The organism is Variovorax restrictus (genome assembly GCF_051216715.1).
Taxonomy (GTDB): Bacteria; Pseudomonadota; Gammaproteobacteria; order Burkholderiales; family Burkholderiaceae_C; genus Variovorax.
Genome location: NZ_JBPJZH010000002.1, coordinates 669,775 through 685,963 on the forward strand (window position 1 = coordinate 669,775; position 16,189 = coordinate 685,963).

Consider the following 16,189-nt stretch of genomic DNA (forward strand, 5'->3'; position numbering starts at 1 on the left):
CGGATGCCGACGTGCCCTCTTCGTGGCGTGCGGCCGATTTCGGGGCCAGCGCGGAGTGCGCTGTGCCCCGGGGCGGGATTCTGGCGTCTGGCTTTCGAAGCGTGCTGAGCAGCAACTTCGCTTTTCAGCATTTCCTCACGAATCGACGTTGCGTCTTCACGGCTCCTGCATTGGCATCAGCCGTCCAGGAAGTCCCTCAACGCGAACAGCACAGCATCCGGCGCCTCGGTCATGAGCTGATGACCGGCCTGCACCACCACCGTCTTCGATGAGAGCGCTTTGGCGCTGAGCGTCCTGGCGGCCTTGGGCGGCGTCATCTGGTCGGCCGCCCCGAGCAGGAACAGCACGGGGCACTGCACCGCCGCCATCGCCGCTTCGCCGTTCGCATAGTCGTTGCACGCGTTGAATCCGACGTGGAACACGTTGACCTCGCGGTTGCTCGCCAGCACGCGGCGCATGAGCGCGCGCGAGCCGCCGTAGAGCCAGGTGCCGGGGCCGAGCGAGGAGGGCGGCGGCGCCATCATCGAGTGCGAGAAGACGTTGACCATGTCGATAGCCTTCATCGGCGCGTTCAGCGCGCTGTCGAGCAGCGCCGGCGACACCGCCATCGGGTAGGCCGTGCCGACCATCGCCAGGTGCGAGATGCGTTCCGGCGCGCGGGCGGCCGTCTCCAGCGCGATCAGCGAGCCGAAGCTGTGGCCGACCAGTGCGGCCTTTTGCACGCCGGCCGCATCGAGCAGCGCGACGATGAACTGCGCCGCTTCCTCGACGGTGGCCGGCGCCTTGCCGGCGCTCTTGCAGTGGCCGGGCAGGTCGATGGCCAGCACGTTCCAGCCATGGTTGGCGAACCAGCGGCTCTGCAGGATCCACACGCTGTGGTCGTTGAGCACACCGTGGATGAAGACGACGGTCGGCTTGGTCGCATCGAGCGTCTTGCCGCCGGTGTAGGCGTAGGTGGCGTGGCCGTGAACGATCAGTTCCATCACGCACCTGCCTTTTCTGCCGCCTTCAGCGCGCGCTTCAGGTCGTCGATCAGGTCGGCCGGATCTTCCAGGCCGATCGACAGCCGGATCGTGCCCTGTCCGATGCCAGCGCCGGCCAGCGCCTCGTCCGTCATGCGGAAGTGCGTGGTGCTGGCCGGGTGGATCACCAGGCTGCGGCAGTCGCCCACGTTGGCCAGGTGGCTGAAGAGCTTGAGCGCTTCGATGAAGGCCTTGCCCTGCGCGCGGCTGCCCTTGATGTCGAAGCTGAACACCGCGCCGGCACCGCGTGCGCCGTGCTTGAGCAGCTTCTGCGCCAGCGCGTGGCTCGGGTGCGATTCGATCAGCGGATGGCCCACCCGCGACACGAACGGGTGCGCGGCCAGAAACTCGACCACCTTCTGCGTGTTGTCGATGTGCCGCTCAATGCGCAGCGGCAGCGTCTCGATGCCCTGCAGGATCAGCCACGCCGTGTGCGGGCTCATCGACGCGCCGAAGTCGCGCAGGCCTTCGCGGCGCGCGCGCAGCAGGAAGGCCCCGACCGTGCTCTCTTCGCTGAACACCATGTTGTGGAAGCCGTCGTAGGCCTGGCTCAGCTCGGCGAACTTGCCCGACTTCTCCCAGTCGAAGCTGCCGCCGTCGACCACCACGCCGCCGATCACCGTGCCGTGACCGGAGAGGAACTTGGTCGCCGAGTGGTAGACCAGGTCGGCGCCGTGGTCGAAGGGCTTGATCAGGTAGGGCGAGGTCAGCGTGGAATCGACCAGCAGCGGCACGCCGGCCGCATGGGCGATGTCGCTCACCGACGGGATGTCGAGCACGTCCAGCCCGGGGTTGCCTACGGTCTCGCCGAACAGCAGCTTGGTGTTCGGGCGGATGGCGGCTTTCCAGCCGTCGAGGTCGTTCGGCTTGACGAAGGTCGTCTCGATGCCGAAGCGCCGCATCGTGTAGTGCAGCAGATTCTGCGAGCCGCCGTACAGCGCCGTGCTGGCCACGATGTGCGAGCCGGCGCCCATCAGCGTCGCCACGCTCAGGTGCAGCGCGGCCTGGCCGCTGGCGGTCGCGATGGCGCCGATGCCGCCCTCCAGCGCCGCCACGCGTTGCTCCAGCACCGCGTTGGTCGGGTTGCTGATGCGGCTGTAGACGTGCCCGGCGCGTTCCAGGTTGAACAGGGCGGCGGCGTGGTCGCTCGACTCGAAGACGAAGGACGTGGTGAGGTGGATCGGTACGGCGCGCGCGCCGGTGGTCGGGTCGGGCGCCGCGCCCGCGTGCAGGGCGAGGGTGTCGAAACCGGGGTCGGAATAGCCAGGCATGTGTCTCCTTGGGGGCTTGTACGCCCGCCCGCGTGCGTGCACGGCAGGGCGGCGATGGCCGGCTATTGTGAGCGAGTTGGGCTATATTCATCCGATCGGCCGAGAGTCAGAAGAGGAGCACCACGATGAAAGTCAGCGACATCCTGCGCGTCAAGGGCAACACCCTCTACACGATCACCCCCGACGAACCCCTGGCCGACGCCGTGACGACCATGGCCGAGAAGGACATCGGTTCGCTGGTGGTCATGGAACACGGCGATCTGGTCGGCATGCTCACCTTCCGCGAGGTGATCGTCGCCATCGTCAAGAACGGCGGCCAGGTCGGTGGCTCGCTGGTGCGCAAGGCGATGGACGACGCGCCCGTCACCTGCACCGCCGAGACCGACCTCGACGAGATCCGCCGCATCATGCTCGAGCGCCACGCGCGCTACATGCCGGTCATGGACAAGCGCATGCTCATGGGCGTGATCAGCTTCTACGACGTCGCCAAGGCGGTGGTCGACAGCCAGAACTTCGAGAACAAGATGCTCAAGGCCTATATCCGCGACTGGCCCGCCGGCGACGAGGGCGCCGCCACCTGAGCCGTGCCATGGACGACAGCGCAGAGGCCATCGCACGTGACGTGGCGGCGGTGGGGCGCATCAGTGCCGTCCCGTCCCTGCTTCGCCTGATCTGCCAGAACACCGGCATGGGCTTCGCCGCCGTGGCGCGGGTCACCGATGGCACGTGGACGGCCTGTGCGGTGCAGGACGACATCGCATTCGGCCTGAAGCCCGGCGGGCAGCTCGAGGTGGCGACCACGCTGTGCAGCGAGTCGCGCGCCGTCCGCGAGCCGGTGGTCATCGACCACGCCAGCCTCGACCCGATCTACCGCGACCACCACACGCCGCGCCTCTACAACATCGAAAGCTACATTTCGGTGCCGATCGTCCGGCCGAATGGCCAGTACTTCGGCAACCTGTGCGCCATCGACCCGAAGCCGGCCGTGGTCTCCGACCCGCGCACCGTGGCGATGTTCACGGCCTTCGCCGACCTCATCGCGATGCAACTGGAAAGCGAAGATCGCCAGTTGGCGGCCGAGACCGCATTGATCGATGCACGCACGACAGCCGAGCTTCGCGAGCAGTACATCGCCGTGCTGGGGCATGACCTGCGCAACCCGCTGTCGGCCGTCGGCGCCACGGCCGAACTGCTGTCGCGCCGCGCCGAGCCGGAACTGGTCCGCCTCGGCACGCGCCTGGGGGCTACCACGCGCCGCATGTCGCAGCTGATCAACGACGTGCTCGACCTGGCGCGCAGCCGGCTCGGTGCCGGCATGGGCGTGGTGCTCGAAGAAACGGCCGAGCTCGGGGGGGCGCTGAACGATGTCGTCTTCGAACTGCAAGAGGCGCATCCGCGGCGCTGCATCGACGCCGACATCGTGCTCCCGTGCACGGTGCGTTGCGACACGGGCCGCTTGCAACAGCTCCTCTCGAACCTGCTGGGCAATGCCCTGACCTATGGCGCCATCGACCGGCCGGTGCGCGTCGATGCATCGATCGATGGCGACGATCTGCTGCTGGTGGTGGCGAACGAGGGCGCGCCGATCGCTCCCGACGACCTGGCGCGTGTCTTCGAGCCCTACTGGCGCCCGCTTACCAGCAAGCCGGGCGGTGGGCTGGGCCTGGGCCTCTACATCTGTGCGCAGATCGCCACCGCGCATGGCGGCGCGATAGCGGTGGCGTCGTCGGCCGAGACGGGCACGGCGTTTTCAACGCGGCTGCCGATCGTCGTCTGACGCATGGCGCCTCGCGCGCCGGCCTTTCGCGTGCACACTTTCTTTCGACCGCGCACCTCAGCGACGCACGCGCTCCAGCAGATCCGCGGTCGGATAGCCGTCCGCAGGCATGGCCGATGCCCGCTGGAAGGCCCGGATCGCTCGCCGCGTGTTCGTACCGGCCACGCCATCGGGCGTGCCGCTGTCGAAGCCACGGGCGTTCAGCGCCTCCTGCAGTTCACGCATCTCGCTGCGGCTCAACGGGCGCAATTCGCGTGGCCACGGGGCCACGACGCCGGGCCCGCCGCCCAGTCGCTGCGACAACAGGCCGACCGCCAGCGCGTAGCTCACCGAGTTGTTGTAGCGCAGGATGGCGCGGAAGTTCGGCCCGACCAGGAAAGCCGGCCCCTGCGCGCCGGCCGGCAGCAGAAGCTCGGCATCCGGCAGGTCGGGCAGCGTTCTGTCGATCGCCTGCACGCCCATCGCTGCCCACTGCGCGCTCGGTCGGCGCTCGCCGGGGTCGGCCAGTGCGGGGTCGAAGCCCGTCGGCAAGCGCACCTCCACGCCCCACGCCTGACCCGCCTGCCAGCCGGAGCGCGCGAGGAAGTGTGCGGTGGACGCCATGACGTCGGCCATGCTGCCCCAGATGTCGCGCTTGCCGTCGCCATCGGCATCCACCGCGTAGGCGAGGAAGCTGGTCGGAATGAACTGCGTCTGCCCCATCGCCCCGGCCCACGAGCCGATCATGTGCTCCCGGTCGACGTCACCCAGGTCGATGATCGTCAGCGCCGCGAGCAGTTCCCTGCGGGCGAACGCCTCACGGCGACCGTCGACGCCCAGCGTCGCGAGGGCGTCGATGGTCGGCGTGCTGCCGTAGTTGCCGCCGTAGTTGCTCTCCATGCCCCAGATCGCGACCAGCACCTCGGGCGGCACGCCGTAGCGCGCTGCGGCGCTCGCGGCCTCGCGCTGGACCTGGGCCTGCTTCTCACGTCCATTCGTCACGCGCTGCGCGCTGACCGTGGTATCGAGGTAGTCCCAGATCGGCCGCGTGTATTCAGGCTGGGCCCGGTCGAGCTCGACCACGCGCGGCAGGTACTGCACACCGTTCAGCGCCGCGTCGAGGGTCGACGCGCGCACACCGGCAGCCAGCGCCTGGGCGCGCACCTCGGCCAGCCACGCTGCAAGGCGCAACTGCGCGTCGGCCGATGCGTCGGCTGCCGGCTGTGCGGCGATGGGGGCGGCCATGGCCGCACCCGTCACGCTGGGCTGCGGGCGGTTGATCGACCCCGTGGCTGTCGGTTCAGCGGGCGCCGTCGCGCATCCAGCGATGGCCAGCGAGAGGAGGCCGGTGGCCAGTGATGGCGCGAAGCGCGAAGACACACGAACACGCACGAAATGGGAGCAGGTCATCGCTTCATTCTCGCCTCGGGCAAAGCAGGCTGGCTGGGAGCCGGTGGCGCGACATCCGGCAGTCGGCCGAAACCTGGCAAGCGCAGGGCCACGTCGTCGACGTCGATGCCGAAGCCCAGGCCCAGCAGGTTCATTTCCAGGCCCTCGTCGCGTGCGACCGTCACGCCCGCCAGTCCCATGAGCGAGAACTGCCAGCCGGTGCCGCTCGGCGCACGGTCGATGAAGGTGGTCGGCCCGAGATAGTCTTTGCCGATGGCCGTCGGTGGCAGGTCCAGGCGCAGCGCAGGCACCTGCCGGGCCACCCAGGCCACAAAGGTGTTGCTGTTGGGGCCGGGCCAAAGGCGGTACGAGCCGCGCCAGGGATAGGCCGCCACGACCGATTCGATCTGCGCGATCATGGCTTCGGCCTCGGCACCCCGGTGGTCCGCCAGCAACTGCGGATAGGCGCCGTACCACAGCATGTCCGGTGACGTCACTTCGTTGGTGACCAACGCATCTCCGCCGCGCCGGGCCCGCCATCCGACGATGTGATAGGTGGTGTACAGATCCGAGCCGGCACGTTTGACTGCGATCCAGGGATGAATGCCGAAGGCGCCCCGCCAGCGCACGATGCGGGCCCCATAGACCTGCACCACCGCACCGCGCTCGATGGCAGGATCCGGCGCCTGCCCGGTGCTCTCACGACTCGTCAGGTGCCATGGGGTGTTCAAGTCCAGGCTGCCGGAGGCCAACACACCGATAGGCCCGAGCATCAGCACCGCCAGCAGGCCCAGGAACCCCAGCATCCAGCGCGACCAACGCGGTCGGCGCCGTCGTAAGGCCGAACTCAATGAAGCGGAGCCCTCGTCGAAGCGCACGTTCTCAACCCAGCATCGGCACCAGATCCGGATCGCCCTTGGCCATCGCACGTTGATACGCCGGCCGCTCGCCGATGCGTTGCAGGTAGGCGCGGACATGGGGATACGGTGCGAGGTCCATCGGCTGGAAGAGGCGCATCGTGGTGAACGAGAACACGCTCATGATGTCGGCGGCGGTGAACTCGTTGCCCGCGAAGTAGGGGGCCTCGCCGAGCCGCGCTTCGACCAGCGCCATCACCTTGTCGAGCCGGCCTTGCACCGACACGAGCACCGGGTGGTCGGCAGGCAGCTTGGCACGGCTGACGATCATGAGGCGGCCCATGGCGGGCATCAGGTTGCCGTTGGAGAAATGGAACCAGTAGAGGAAGGCCGCGTAGTCCGGGTGCTCGGGGCCGAGCTTGAGACGGCCGCCGCCGTGCTTCACGATGATGTATTCGACGATGGCCGCCGACTCGGCCAGCAGCAGGTCGCCGTCCTCGATCACTGGCGCCGCACCGAGTGGATGCAGCGCCTTCAGCGCGGGCGGCGAAAGTCGGGTGACGGGGTCGCGCGTATGGTGCTGAAGGTCGTAGGGAAGCCCCAATTCCTCGCAGAGCCAGACGATGCGTTCGGACTGGGAATGGCCGAGGTGATGGATCTTGAGCATGTTGGTTCCGTTGATCAGTCGTGCGCGTCGAGCGCGGCCAGGGCCGCGCCCGGGAAGTGCGAGAAGACCTCGCTCATCGGCAGCGCACCGTCGCGCACGGTGAGGACTTCGCCGGTGAACAGGTTGCGAAAGCGCGCGCCGTCTGTCCAGCCCGGCAGCGCCACGCCCGTGTCTTTCCAGACCTCGACGCCAAGCGGCAGCCAGCAGTCCGATGCCGCGATGGAGGCTTGCGATTCGGCTTCGGTCGCCAGCCCGACGAAGAGGCGGCCGGCCACGATCAGCAGCGTCTTGTCTTCGTGCGTGCGCTGGAAGGCGAGCACGTGTGATGCGCCGCTGCCCGCCGCTTCGAGCGGCGCATAGGCGCCGTCGCGGAACAGCGCGGGCTCGTCGCGGCGGAATTCGAGCAGGCGAGAGAGGATCCACAGCTTCGCGCCGCCGTCGTGTGGCGCCGCCGCCAGCGCACGCACGGCCGCGGGTTCACCCGTGCCATGGGCGATCTGCGACAGGCGCTCCAGCCACTGCGCACGTTCGCCGTAATCGACGGGCCGGCGGTTGTCGGGGTCGACGAGGCTCAGATCGGTCAGCTCGTTGCCTTGGTACAGGTCGGGCACGCCGGGCGAGCCGTACTTGATGAGCGTCATCGACAGGCTGTTGAGCGCGCCGAACCAGGCCAGCGTGTCGCCCAGCGCCTGCACGTCGTCGAGGAAGGGATTGCCCGCGACCCGACCGAGGATGCGTTGCACGAAGCCCGCGAGCGCCTTCTCGTAGTCCTCGTCGGGGAAGGTCCAGCTCGTGTGCTCCTTCGACTCGCGCGCGGCCTTGAGCATGTAGCGCTCGATGCGCTCCACGTACGCGGCACGCGCTTGGTCGGTCAGGCCGCCCGCGGGCAGCGTGCCCAGCAGCGTCTGGTACAGCAGGTATTCGTCGGCGGCGGAGGGCATGGCGCCGCGTTCGTCTGCGGCGGTTGCGGCATCCGCGTCGGTGCGGTTCATCGCGCGCCAGCGGCGCAGCGCCAGGCGCCAGGTGGCGGGCATTTCGGACAGCACGTCGATGCGGGTGCGCACGTCTTCCGAGCGCTTGTTGTCGTGCGTCGAAGTGGCCAGCATGGTGTGCGGCCAGCGCGCGGCGCGGTCGGCGCTGGCGGTGTGGAAGTCGGCCACGGTCATGCCGAAGTGCGCCGGCTCGCCGCCCACTTCGTTGAGCGAACTGAGCGGGAAGTAGCGGTAGAACGCGGTGTCTTCCACACCCTTGGCCGTGACCGGCGCGCTGAACTGCTGGAAGCGGATCGCCAGGCGCAGCGCCCGTGCGCATAGGGCCTTGTCTGCGCCGGGGACGGTGTCGGCCAGCAGCGTGAGCCGCACGAAGTCGAACACCGAGCCGTCCGCGTCGCGGCTGCGGTGGCGCGCCTCGGCCACGGCCTGGTCGATGTACTTGCGGTCCTGCTCCGACGGTGCTTCGAGGATGTAGCTGCGGTACACCGGCAGGCAGGCCGCGACCTCCGACAGCGCGCGGCGCAGCGTGTTGAGCGTGTAGTCCCGCGTGCGCCGGTCGCCGCGCGCGATGCGCAGCAGCTCGCTGGACAGAACGTTGAGTTCCGACGACAGCGCGTTGCGCATGATGGCGCGCTTGCCTTCGTAGGCCAGCTCGCCGAAGGGTTGCAGCACGCCGGTGAAGCTGCGCCAGATGCGCAGGAAGCGCTCTTCGGCGTTGGTGTCGACCAGCACGCCGTTGACCACTGTCGCGAAGCGGTAGCCGGTGGTGCCGTGGATGGCCCATTGCACCGGCACTTCTTCCTGCGACGCGGCGATCTTCTCGGCCACGACATAGAGCGGCCGGGGCGGGCGGCCTTCGGCGTCGGGTTCGGGCAGCACCAGGCCGGCGCGCTTGGCGTAGCCCTGTTGCAGGCGATCAAAGTACTGGGCCGGGTCGTACAGGCCGTCGGGGTGGTCGATGCGCAGGCCGTCGACCACGCCGGCAGCCGCCAGGTCGAGCGCCATGCCTTGCGTGGCTTCGAACACCGGCTCGCGCTCGATGCGCAGGGCGGCGAGCTCGTTGATGTCGAAGAAGCGCCGGTAGTTGATCTCGTCGGCCGCCACGCGCCAGAAGGCGAGGCGGTAGGCCTGGCCTTCGAGCAACGCATGCAGCGCGTCGCGCTCGCCCTGCGCGTTGATGTCGGCCAGCGCCGCCGCGATGGCCTGCGCCACGTCGAGCTGGCGTGACACCAGCCGCGCCAAGCGGCTCTTGAGCAGTTCCTTGTCGCGCGCCCGCTCGGCCACCGCTTCGGCATCGGTGGCTTCGCGCGCGGGCAGGTGGCCGAAGGACGTGGCGATGCTCGCCAGGCTGGCCGACAGGTCCGGGTCGGCCAGCCGAGATTCGGCGCGCTGCAGCACGCGGCCGTAGGTCTCGGGCGCGAGCGGGAAGCGGTGCTCGTGGTAGTGCACCGCGAGGCTGCCGTTCTCGGCATCGAAGGCCAGCACCAGTTCACCGCGGTCGAGCACGTCGCCGTAGTGGTCGCCCAGCACCGGCAGCAGCACCTTGCCGTGCAGCTCGACGTTCAGCGGCTGCCAGTCGATGTCGAAGTGCTGCGCATAGAGCGAGGCGGGGCCGTTCTCGAGCACGTCCATCCACCAGGCGTTGTCGGCGCCCAGCACGCCCATGTGATTGGGCACCAGGTCGAGCAACTGGCCCATGCCGTGAGCGCGCAGCGCGGCGCTGAAGCGCTCGAAGCCGGCCTGGCCGCCGAGTTCGGGGTTGATTTCGTCGTGCGCCACCACGTCGTAGCCGTGCATGCTGCCCGGCCGCGCGCGCTGGATCGGCGAGCAGTAGACGTGGCTCACGCCCAGCTTCTCCAGGTAGGGCAGCACGGCGATCGCGTGGTCGAAGGTGAAGTCCTTGTGGAACTGCAGGCGGTAGGTGGCGCGCGGTACCACGGTCTCGATGCCGCGGTGGGCCACCGGCGCGCGCGCCGGATGTGGGCGCACCGCCTCGAGCGTCTGGAACAGCGCCAGCGTGCTCTCGTCGGTGGCGAGCTGCTGCAGGTCGAGCGTGAGCTTGCGCTGCCAGTTGGGGTGCGCGTCGGTCGTGCCCGGCATGTTGGCCTGCTCGACCTGGCCGATGGCGTCTTCCAGTTGCACCATCATCACCTGCGATGCGGTACTCGCGAGGAAGGCGTGGAAGGCGGCGACGGTCTCGGGCGCCAGCGTCTGCGCGCCGGTGGCCTGCGCCACCGCGTCGGCCGACAGCAGGCCGGCGCGCTGCACGGCCAGCAGCAGGCGCACGCGCTCCTGCGCGCGGTCGAACAGCTGCTTCTCGAAGATGGCCTGGTTGGGGAAGAGGCCGAGCGACAGGCGCAGCCGCAGATCGTGCCCGGTCCACCAGCCGGTGAGCGTGGCGAGGTCGTGCGTGCTGATGGCCACCAGCGCATGGCGCGGGTACTCGGCGGGCGCCTTGAATTCGCCGTCGTGGCCGCGCTCGAAGTACATCAGGCGGTACGACAGGATCTGGTAGCGCGCGAGTGCACCGCGCATCTCGTCGGCCACAGTGCCGAGGTCCTCGCCGATCACCATGCAGCGTTCGCGCTCGCTCTCGATGGCGACCACGGCCAGCATCTCGTGCAGCTGGTAGTGCACATAGGCGCCGTCCTGCGGCGTCTTGCCGGGCGGAATCCAGAACAGGCGCATCAGTCCCATCACGTGGTCGATACGCAGCGCACCGGCACCGCGCATGTTGGCGCGCAGGGTCTCGATGAAGTAGCGGTAGCCATCGGCGCGCAGCTTGTCCGGCCGCAGCGGCGGCAGGCCCCAGCCCTGGCCGTTGGGGTTGAACTCGTCGGGCGGTGCGCCCACGCTCGCGCCGTGGGCGAACTGCTCGCCCTGGCACCACGTGTCGGAGCCGGCGCGGTCGACCGACACGGCCAGGTCCAGATAGAGGCCCACGGCCATGCCCAGCGCGGCGCACTGGTCGCTGGCGCGCTGCAGTTGGCGCGCGGCCTGCCATTGCAGGTACTCGTAGTAGCCGACGCGTTCGGCGTGGCTTTCGACGAAGCGCGCGACCGCGGGCGAGGCCGGGTCGCGGTAGTCCTCGGGCCACACCGGCCAGCCCCACACGGCGGCATCGGCCGCGAAGAAATGCGCCTGCAGTGCCTCGAAGGTGGCATGACGGCGCAGCGCGTCGCCGCGTGCCGTGCGGAAGTCGTCGAAGGCGCCGGCCGTGGCGCTCTGGCCGCTGGCCTGCTGCGCGCGGAAGTGCGCGTAGAGCAGCTCGAGCACCTCGAACTTCGCGGCGGCCACGCCGGGGTACTCGACCAGCGGTGCTTCGCGCAGCACGGCCAGCCGCGTCTGAAAGTCGGGCGACTGCACCAGGCGCTGGGCCGGCTCGCAGTCGCGGAATTCATCGACGGCTTCGACGTCGATGTAGAGCACGTCGAGCATCAGCCGCGACGACGGGCTGTAAGGGCTCGCATGCGCCGGGTTGTGCGGAAACAGCGCATGCAGCGGGTTCAGGCCGATGATGCCGGCGCCGCGCGGCGCCACTTGTTGCGCGAGTTGCGTCAGGTCGCTGAAGTCGCCGATGCCCCAGTTGCGCGCGGAGCGCAGCGCATACAGCTGCACGGCCGGCCCCCACACGCGGCCATCGCCGCGCAAGGCGGGCGGCTGGTAGCAGTGCGGCGGCGCGGCGAGCACCAGGGTCTCGCCGACCAGGCCTTCGAGGCTCAGCCGGTGGTAGCCGACCGGCAGCGCCAGACTCAGCGTCACCCGCCGTTCGCACACGACGACGCCGTCGCGTTCACCACGCGCGCCTTCGGGCAGCGCATGCAGGTCGATGCGGCCATGGTGTGGCGTGCCGTCTTCGGTGTGCAGCGTCCAGCCGATCTCCGGTTGCGCTGCGGGCAGCCGCAGCGTGAGCTGCCACTGCTCGCGCCCGGCGTCGACCGCGACCGCGGGCGGCAGCGTTCCTTGCCAGTGCGCCGCGTCGACCTGCTCGAGGCTCTCGTGCGGCAGCGCATGCGGGTCGACGCCAAAGCTCTCGAGCAGCGTGACCAGGTTGGCCGGCGCGATCACATGGCGGTTGCCGAAGATGTCGTGGTAGTCGGTCGCGATGCCGAAGTGGGCGCACAGGCGCTGCAGCGCCTCGTGTTCGCCGTGGGGTGCGTCAAGCAAGCGGGTTCTCCTCGAGGGTCAGGCAGACGGCGCCGGGCGCAAGTCGCCAGGTCGGACCGGTGTCACGGTCGGTGTTCGATGTGTAGAGCAGGCCGCCCGTCAGCGGCGGTGCGTCGATGGTCGTCGTGCCGAAGTTGGCCACCAGGTTCAGTTGGGCGAAGCGGCCGGGCGCGGCGCCGCCGACTTCCCAGCGCACGCGCAGCGCGTCGCCCTCGCGCCAGTGCTGGCCGCCGGTGCGGTGCGCGGCCAGGCGCGGCATCAGCCGTTCGCGGCGCAGCGTGAGCAGGTCGCGCACGTGTGCCAGCAATCCGGCGTGGGCGCCGTCGGTGCGCTCGTCCCAGCGGAGCTTCGACGCGACGAAGGTCGATTCGGCATTCGGGTCGGGGATGCGCGCGCGCGCGGCCTCGTCCTTGAAGGCCGCGAAGCCACCGAACTCGGCGCGCCGGCCTTCGGACACGGCGGCGGCCAGTTCAGGACCGAAGTCGCAGAAGTAGAGGAAGGGCGTCGACGCGCCATATTCCTCGCCCATGAAGAGCATCGGCGCATGCGGCGACAGCAACAGGCAGGCGTAGGCTGCACGCAGCAGCACCGGGTCGGCCAGCGCCGAGATGCGGTCGCCGAAGGCCCGGTTGCCGACCTGGTCGTGCGTCTGCAGGAAGGACACGAAGGCCGCCAGCGGCAGGTGCGCACTCGGCTCGCCGCGGTGTTCGCCATTACGGAAGGGCGAAGGCTGCCCTTGGTAGACGAAGCCCTGCGCCAGCGCCACGCCGAAGCTGTCGACGGCATCGTCCGCATAGTCGGCGTAGTAGCCGTCGCGCTCGCCGGTGACGAGCACGTGCGCCGCATGGTGCAGGTCGTCGTTCCACTGCGCGGTGGCGCAGGTCGGGCGGTTGTCGGCGTCGCGCTCAAGGTAATGCGAGCCGTTGGCGTCGTTCTCCAGCACGACGTGGATCTGGCGCTCGCGGCCCGGGCCGTCGCGCAGCGCATGGCAGATCTCCTGCACGATGTCGGTGTCGGAGTCGTCGCGAATCGCATGCACTGCGTCCATCCGCAGCCCGTCGAAGCGGAACTCCTCCACCCAGTACAGCGCGTTGTGCACGAAGAAGTCGCGCACCGTGCGCGCCAGTTCGCCGTCGTAGTTGATGGCCGCGCCCCATGGCGTCTGGTGCGCCGGGTTGAAGAACGCCGGGCTGCCCGCGTGCAGGTAGTTGCCTTCCGGGCCGAAGTGGTTGTAGACCACGTCGAGCAAGACCATGAGGTCGAGCGAGTGCGCCGCATCGACGAAGGCCTTGAGTTCGTCGGGCGTGCCGTAGGCCGCGTCGGGCGCGAACAGCAGCACCCCGTCGTAGCCCCAGCCGCGCTGGCCGGGGAAGTCGGCCACCGGCATCACCTCGATCACGGTGAAGCCGAGTTCGGCGAGCTCGGCCAGCCGCTGGGTCGCTGCGGCGAAGGTGCCTTCGGGCGTGAAGGTGCCGATGTGCAGTTCGTAGATCACCGCCTCGTGCCACGGGCGGCCGTGCCAGGCGACGTCGTTCCAGTGGTAGCTGCGCGGATCGACCACTTCGCTGGCGCCGTGCACGTCGTCCGGGTTCCGGCGCGAGGCCGGGTCGGGCACGCGCAGCCCGTCGGGCAGCTTGAAGCGGTAGCGGTCGCCTGCAGCGGCTTCGGGCACCTCCACATGGTGCCAGCCGTCGGCATACGGCAGCATGGGCAGGGCGCCCTCGGCGCCTTCGCGCTCGAGTTCGATGCGCGCGAGGCCAGGCGCCCAGTAGCGAAAGAGCACGCCGCCGCCGTCGAGCAGGCTGGCGCCGAAGGGCATGGTGTGGGCACGTTTCATGGTTGTGGTCTCGTAGGTCGGGCGAGCAGCACCAGCGAGCGGCAGTGCACGCGCAGGGCGGGTTGTGTCAAGGGAGGCGCCTCGTCGTCGGGCAGCGTGGCGCTGGCGGTATCGACGCGAAGGCACCACGGGGCGCCGTCGGCGGGAAGGGAAAAATCCATGTCCTCATGGTGCGCATTGAAGAGCAGCAGGAAGTCGTCGTCGACCAGCGGCTCGCCGCGCGGGCCCATGTCGGCGATGCCGCTGCCGGACATGAACATCGCGATACAGCGGGCGTTGCCGTCGGACCAGTCGCCAGGGCTCATCTCCTGGCCGTCGGGGCGGTACCAGACCAGGTCCTTGGCAGCGCCTGCCTCGAGCGGTGCACCGCGGAAGAAGCTGCGGCGTCCGAAGGACGGATGGCGGCGGCGCAGGTGCACCAGGTGGCGCGTGAACTCGCGCAGGGCGAGGCGCTCCTCGTCGAGTGCCCAGTCGAGCCAGCCCAGCGCGTTGTCCTGGCAGTAGACGTTGTTGTTGCCGCGCTGCGTGTGGCCCGACTCGTCGCCGGCCAGCAGCATCGGCACGCCCTGCGACAGCAGCAGCGTCGCGAGCAGGTTGCGCTTCTGCCGCGCGCGCAGCGACAGCACGTCGGGGTCGTCGGTCGGGCCTTCGACGCCGCAGTTCCATGCATGGTTGTTGCTGCTGCCGTCGCGGTTGCCTTCGCCGTTGGCCTCGTTGTGCTTCTCGTTGTACGACACCAGGTCGTGCAGCGTGAAGCCATCGTGCGCGGTGATGAAGTTGATGCTGGCCGGCGGCTGTTTGCCCGACCAGCCGTACAGGTCTTGCGAGCCGGTGAGCCGGCTGGCCACTTCGCCGAGCAGGCCGCCGTCGCCCTTCCAGTAGCTGCGCATGCCATCGCGGTAGCGGTCGTTCCATTCGGCCCAGCCGAGCGGGAAGTTGCCGACCTGGTAGCCGCCGTGGCCGAGGTCCCACGGCTCGGCGATGAGCTTGACGCGGTTGAGCACCGGGTCTTGCCGGATCGCATCGAAGAAGCCGCCGAGGTTTTCGACCTTGCCGCTCTCGCGCGCCAGCGCCGAGGCCAGGTCGAAGCGAAAGCCGTCGACGTGCATTTCCTCGACCCAGTAGCGCAGTGAATCCATCACCAGCTGCAGCGCGCGCGGATGCTCGAGGTTGACCGTGTTGCCGCAACCCGTGAAGTCGTCGTAGTAGCGCCGGTTGTCGGTGTTGACGATGTAGTACGACGCGTTGTCGACGCCGCGCAGCGACAGGGTCGGCCCGAGCTGGTTGCCTTCGCAGGTGTGGTTGTAGACCACGTCGAGGATCACCTCGATGCCGGCGGAGTGCAGCGTCTTGACCATCGTCTTGAACTCCTTCACCTTGCGCGACGCGCTGTAGCGCATCTCGGGGGCGAAGAAGCCCAGGGTGTTGTAGCCCCAGTAGTTCTGCAGGCCGTGCTCGGCCAGGTGCCGGTCGTTCAGGTAGCTGTGCACCGGCAGCAGCTCGACCGTGGTGACACCCAGGCGCTGCAGGTAGTCGATGACCGGCGCGGTCGCCAGGCCCGCGTAGCTGCCGCGCAGTTCAGCTGGCACCTCGGGGTGCTGCATGGTGAAGCCACGCACATGCATTTCGTAGATGACCATGTCCTGCCGCGCGATCTGCGGACGGCGGTCGTCGCCCCAGGTGAAGGCGGTTTCGAGCACGCGGCCCTTGGGCATGAAGGAGGCACTGTCGCGCCGGTCGAAGGACAGGTCCTCGCGCTTGCTGCCGATGGTGTAGCCGTACAGTGCGTCGCTCCAGCGCAGCTTGCCGACCAGGTCTTTCGCATACGGGTCGATCAGCAGCTTGTGCGGGTTGAAGCGGTGACCGTCTTCTGGCTTGTAGGGGCCATGCACGCGGTAGCCGTAGGCCATGCCGGGGCGCGCCTCCGGCAGATAGCAGTGCCACACGTCGTCGGTGCGCTCGCGCAGCACGATGCGCTGCAGCTCATGCCGACCGCTGTCGTCGAAGATACACAACTCCACCTTCTGGGCATGCTGCGAAAAGAGGGCGAAGTTGACGCCTTCGCCGTCCCAGGTGGCGCCGCGCGGGTAAGCGGTACCGGGCCAGACGACGTGGATCGGGTGGGGTGATTTCATGGCAGCAGTGCGCGGTCGGCGAGGGAGGGGGAACGTGTGGGTCAACGTGCCCGAAGGCGAGGCAAGCCGCGTGCCACGGAGCAGGCTCGCGCCCGG

Annotated in this window: 10 protein-coding genes; 2 read left to right on the plus strand and 8 right to left on the minus strand. The window is 69.1% G+C overall.

What is annotated here, in order from left to right:
* Positions 1 to 176: 176 nt before the first annotated feature.
* A complete protein-coding gene (locus tag ACSFA0_RS17810) occupies positions 177 to 983 on the minus strand; it encodes an alpha/beta fold hydrolase (protein ID WP_435451585.1) in 807 nt (268 codons plus the stop codon).
* Entirely contained in the window at positions 983 to 2,293 is a 1,311-nt protein-coding gene (locus tag ACSFA0_RS17815; RefSeq protein ID WP_435451586.1) for an O-acetylhomoserine aminocarboxypropyltransferase, read from the minus strand. Before ACSFA0_RS17815 ends, ACSFA0_RS17810 begins: the two co-directional genes overlap by 1 nt.
* Before the next feature lie 125 nt (positions 2,294 to 2,418).
* Here ACSFA0_RS17815 and ACSFA0_RS17820 point away from each other — a divergent pair, with 125 nt between their 5' ends.
* Both ACSFA0_RS17820 and ACSFA0_RS17825 read left to right on the plus strand, forming a co-directional pair.
* Positions 2,419 to 2,874, plus strand: a complete 456-nt coding sequence (locus ACSFA0_RS17820; RefSeq protein ID WP_435451587.1) for a CBS domain-containing protein — start codon at positions 2,419 to 2,421, stop codon at positions 2,872 to 2,874.
* Positions 2,875 to 2,882: 8 nt separating this feature from the next.
* Positions 2,883 to 4,070 (plus strand): GAF domain-containing sensor histidine kinase, encoded by a 1,188-nt coding sequence (locus ACSFA0_RS17825; RefSeq protein ID WP_435451588.1) that lies wholly within the window; start codon positions 2,883 to 2,885, stop codon positions 4,068 to 4,070.
* Between the two features lie 57 nt (positions 4,071 to 4,127).
* Here ACSFA0_RS17825 and ACSFA0_RS17830 read toward each other — a convergent pair whose 3' ends face one another.
* From ACSFA0_RS17830 to glgX, 6 genes are all read right to left on the minus strand, one after another.
* Positions 4,128 to 5,459 carry a lytic murein transglycosylase gene (locus ACSFA0_RS17830; RefSeq protein ID WP_435451589.1) on the minus strand — a complete coding sequence of 444 codons (1,332 nt, stop codon included), beginning with the start codon at positions 5,457 to 5,459 and terminating at the stop codon, positions 4,128 to 4,130.
* On the minus strand, positions 5,456 to 6,244 hold the full coding sequence (locus ACSFA0_RS17835; protein WP_435451590.1) for a DUF3750 domain-containing protein: 789 nt from the start codon (positions 6,242 to 6,244) through the stop codon (positions 5,456 to 5,458). The genes ACSFA0_RS17830 and ACSFA0_RS17835 overlap by 4 nt, the downstream gene beginning before the upstream one ends.
* Before the next feature lie 76 nt (positions 6,245 to 6,320).
* Entirely contained in the window at positions 6,321 to 6,962 is a 642-nt protein-coding gene (locus ACSFA0_RS17840) for a glutathione S-transferase family protein (RefSeq protein ID WP_435451591.1), read from the minus strand.
* 14 nt (positions 6,963 to 6,976) lie between these two features.
* Positions 6,977 to 12,121 (minus strand): malto-oligosyltrehalose synthase, encoded by a 5,145-nt coding sequence (locus ACSFA0_RS17845; protein ID WP_435451592.1) that lies wholly within the window; start codon positions 12,119 to 12,121, stop codon positions 6,977 to 6,979.
* Positions 12,114 to 13,958: a malto-oligosyltrehalose trehalohydrolase gene (treZ, locus tag ACSFA0_RS17850; RefSeq protein ID WP_435451593.1), complete on the minus strand. Its 1,845-nt coding sequence runs from the start codon at positions 13,956 to 13,958 to the stop codon at positions 12,114 to 12,116. Before treZ ends, ACSFA0_RS17845 begins: the two co-directional genes overlap by 8 nt.
* Positions 13,955 to 16,093, minus strand: a complete 2,139-nt coding sequence (glgX, locus tag ACSFA0_RS17855) for a glycogen debranching protein GlgX (protein ID WP_435451594.1) — start codon at positions 16,091 to 16,093, stop codon at positions 13,955 to 13,957. Before glgX ends, treZ begins: the two co-directional genes overlap by 4 nt.
* Positions 16,094 to 16,189: the final 96 nt, after the last annotated feature.

Bases quoted from the DNA above. Each gene is read 5' to 3' on its own strand.
- ACSFA0_RS17820 (WP_435451587.1), top strand. From the start codon at position 2,419: ATGAAAGTCAGCGACATCCTGCGCGTCAAGGGCAACACCCTCTACACG.
- ACSFA0_RS17840 (WP_435451591.1), bottom strand. From the start codon at position 6,962: ATGCTCAAGATCCATCACCTCGGCCATTCCCAGTCCGAACGCATCGTC.
- ACSFA0_RS17830 (WP_435451589.1), bottom strand. From the start codon at position 5,459: ATGACCTGCTCCCATTTCGTGCGTGTTCGTGTGTCTTCGCGCTTCGCG.
- ACSFA0_RS17815 (WP_435451586.1), bottom strand. From the start codon at position 2,293: ATGCCTGGCTATTCCGACCCCGGTTTCGACACCCTCGCCCTGCACGCG.
- treZ (WP_435451593.1), bottom strand. From the start codon at position 13,958: ATGAAACGTGCCCACACCATGCCCTTCGGCGCCAGCCTGCTCGACGGC.
- ACSFA0_RS17835 (WP_435451590.1), bottom strand. From the start codon at position 6,244: ATGCTGGGGTTCCTGGGCCTGCTGGCGGTGCTGATGCTCGGGCCTATC.
- glgX (WP_435451594.1), bottom strand. From the start codon at position 16,093: ATGAAATCACCCCACCCGATCCACGTCGTCTGGCCCGGTACCGCTTAC.
- ACSFA0_RS17810 (WP_435451585.1), bottom strand. From the start codon at position 983: ATGGAACTGATCGTTCACGGCCACGCCACCTACGCCTACACCGGCGGC.
- ACSFA0_RS17825 (WP_435451588.1), top strand. From the start codon at position 2,883: ATGGACGACAGCGCAGAGGCCATCGCACGTGACGTGGCGGCGGTGGGG.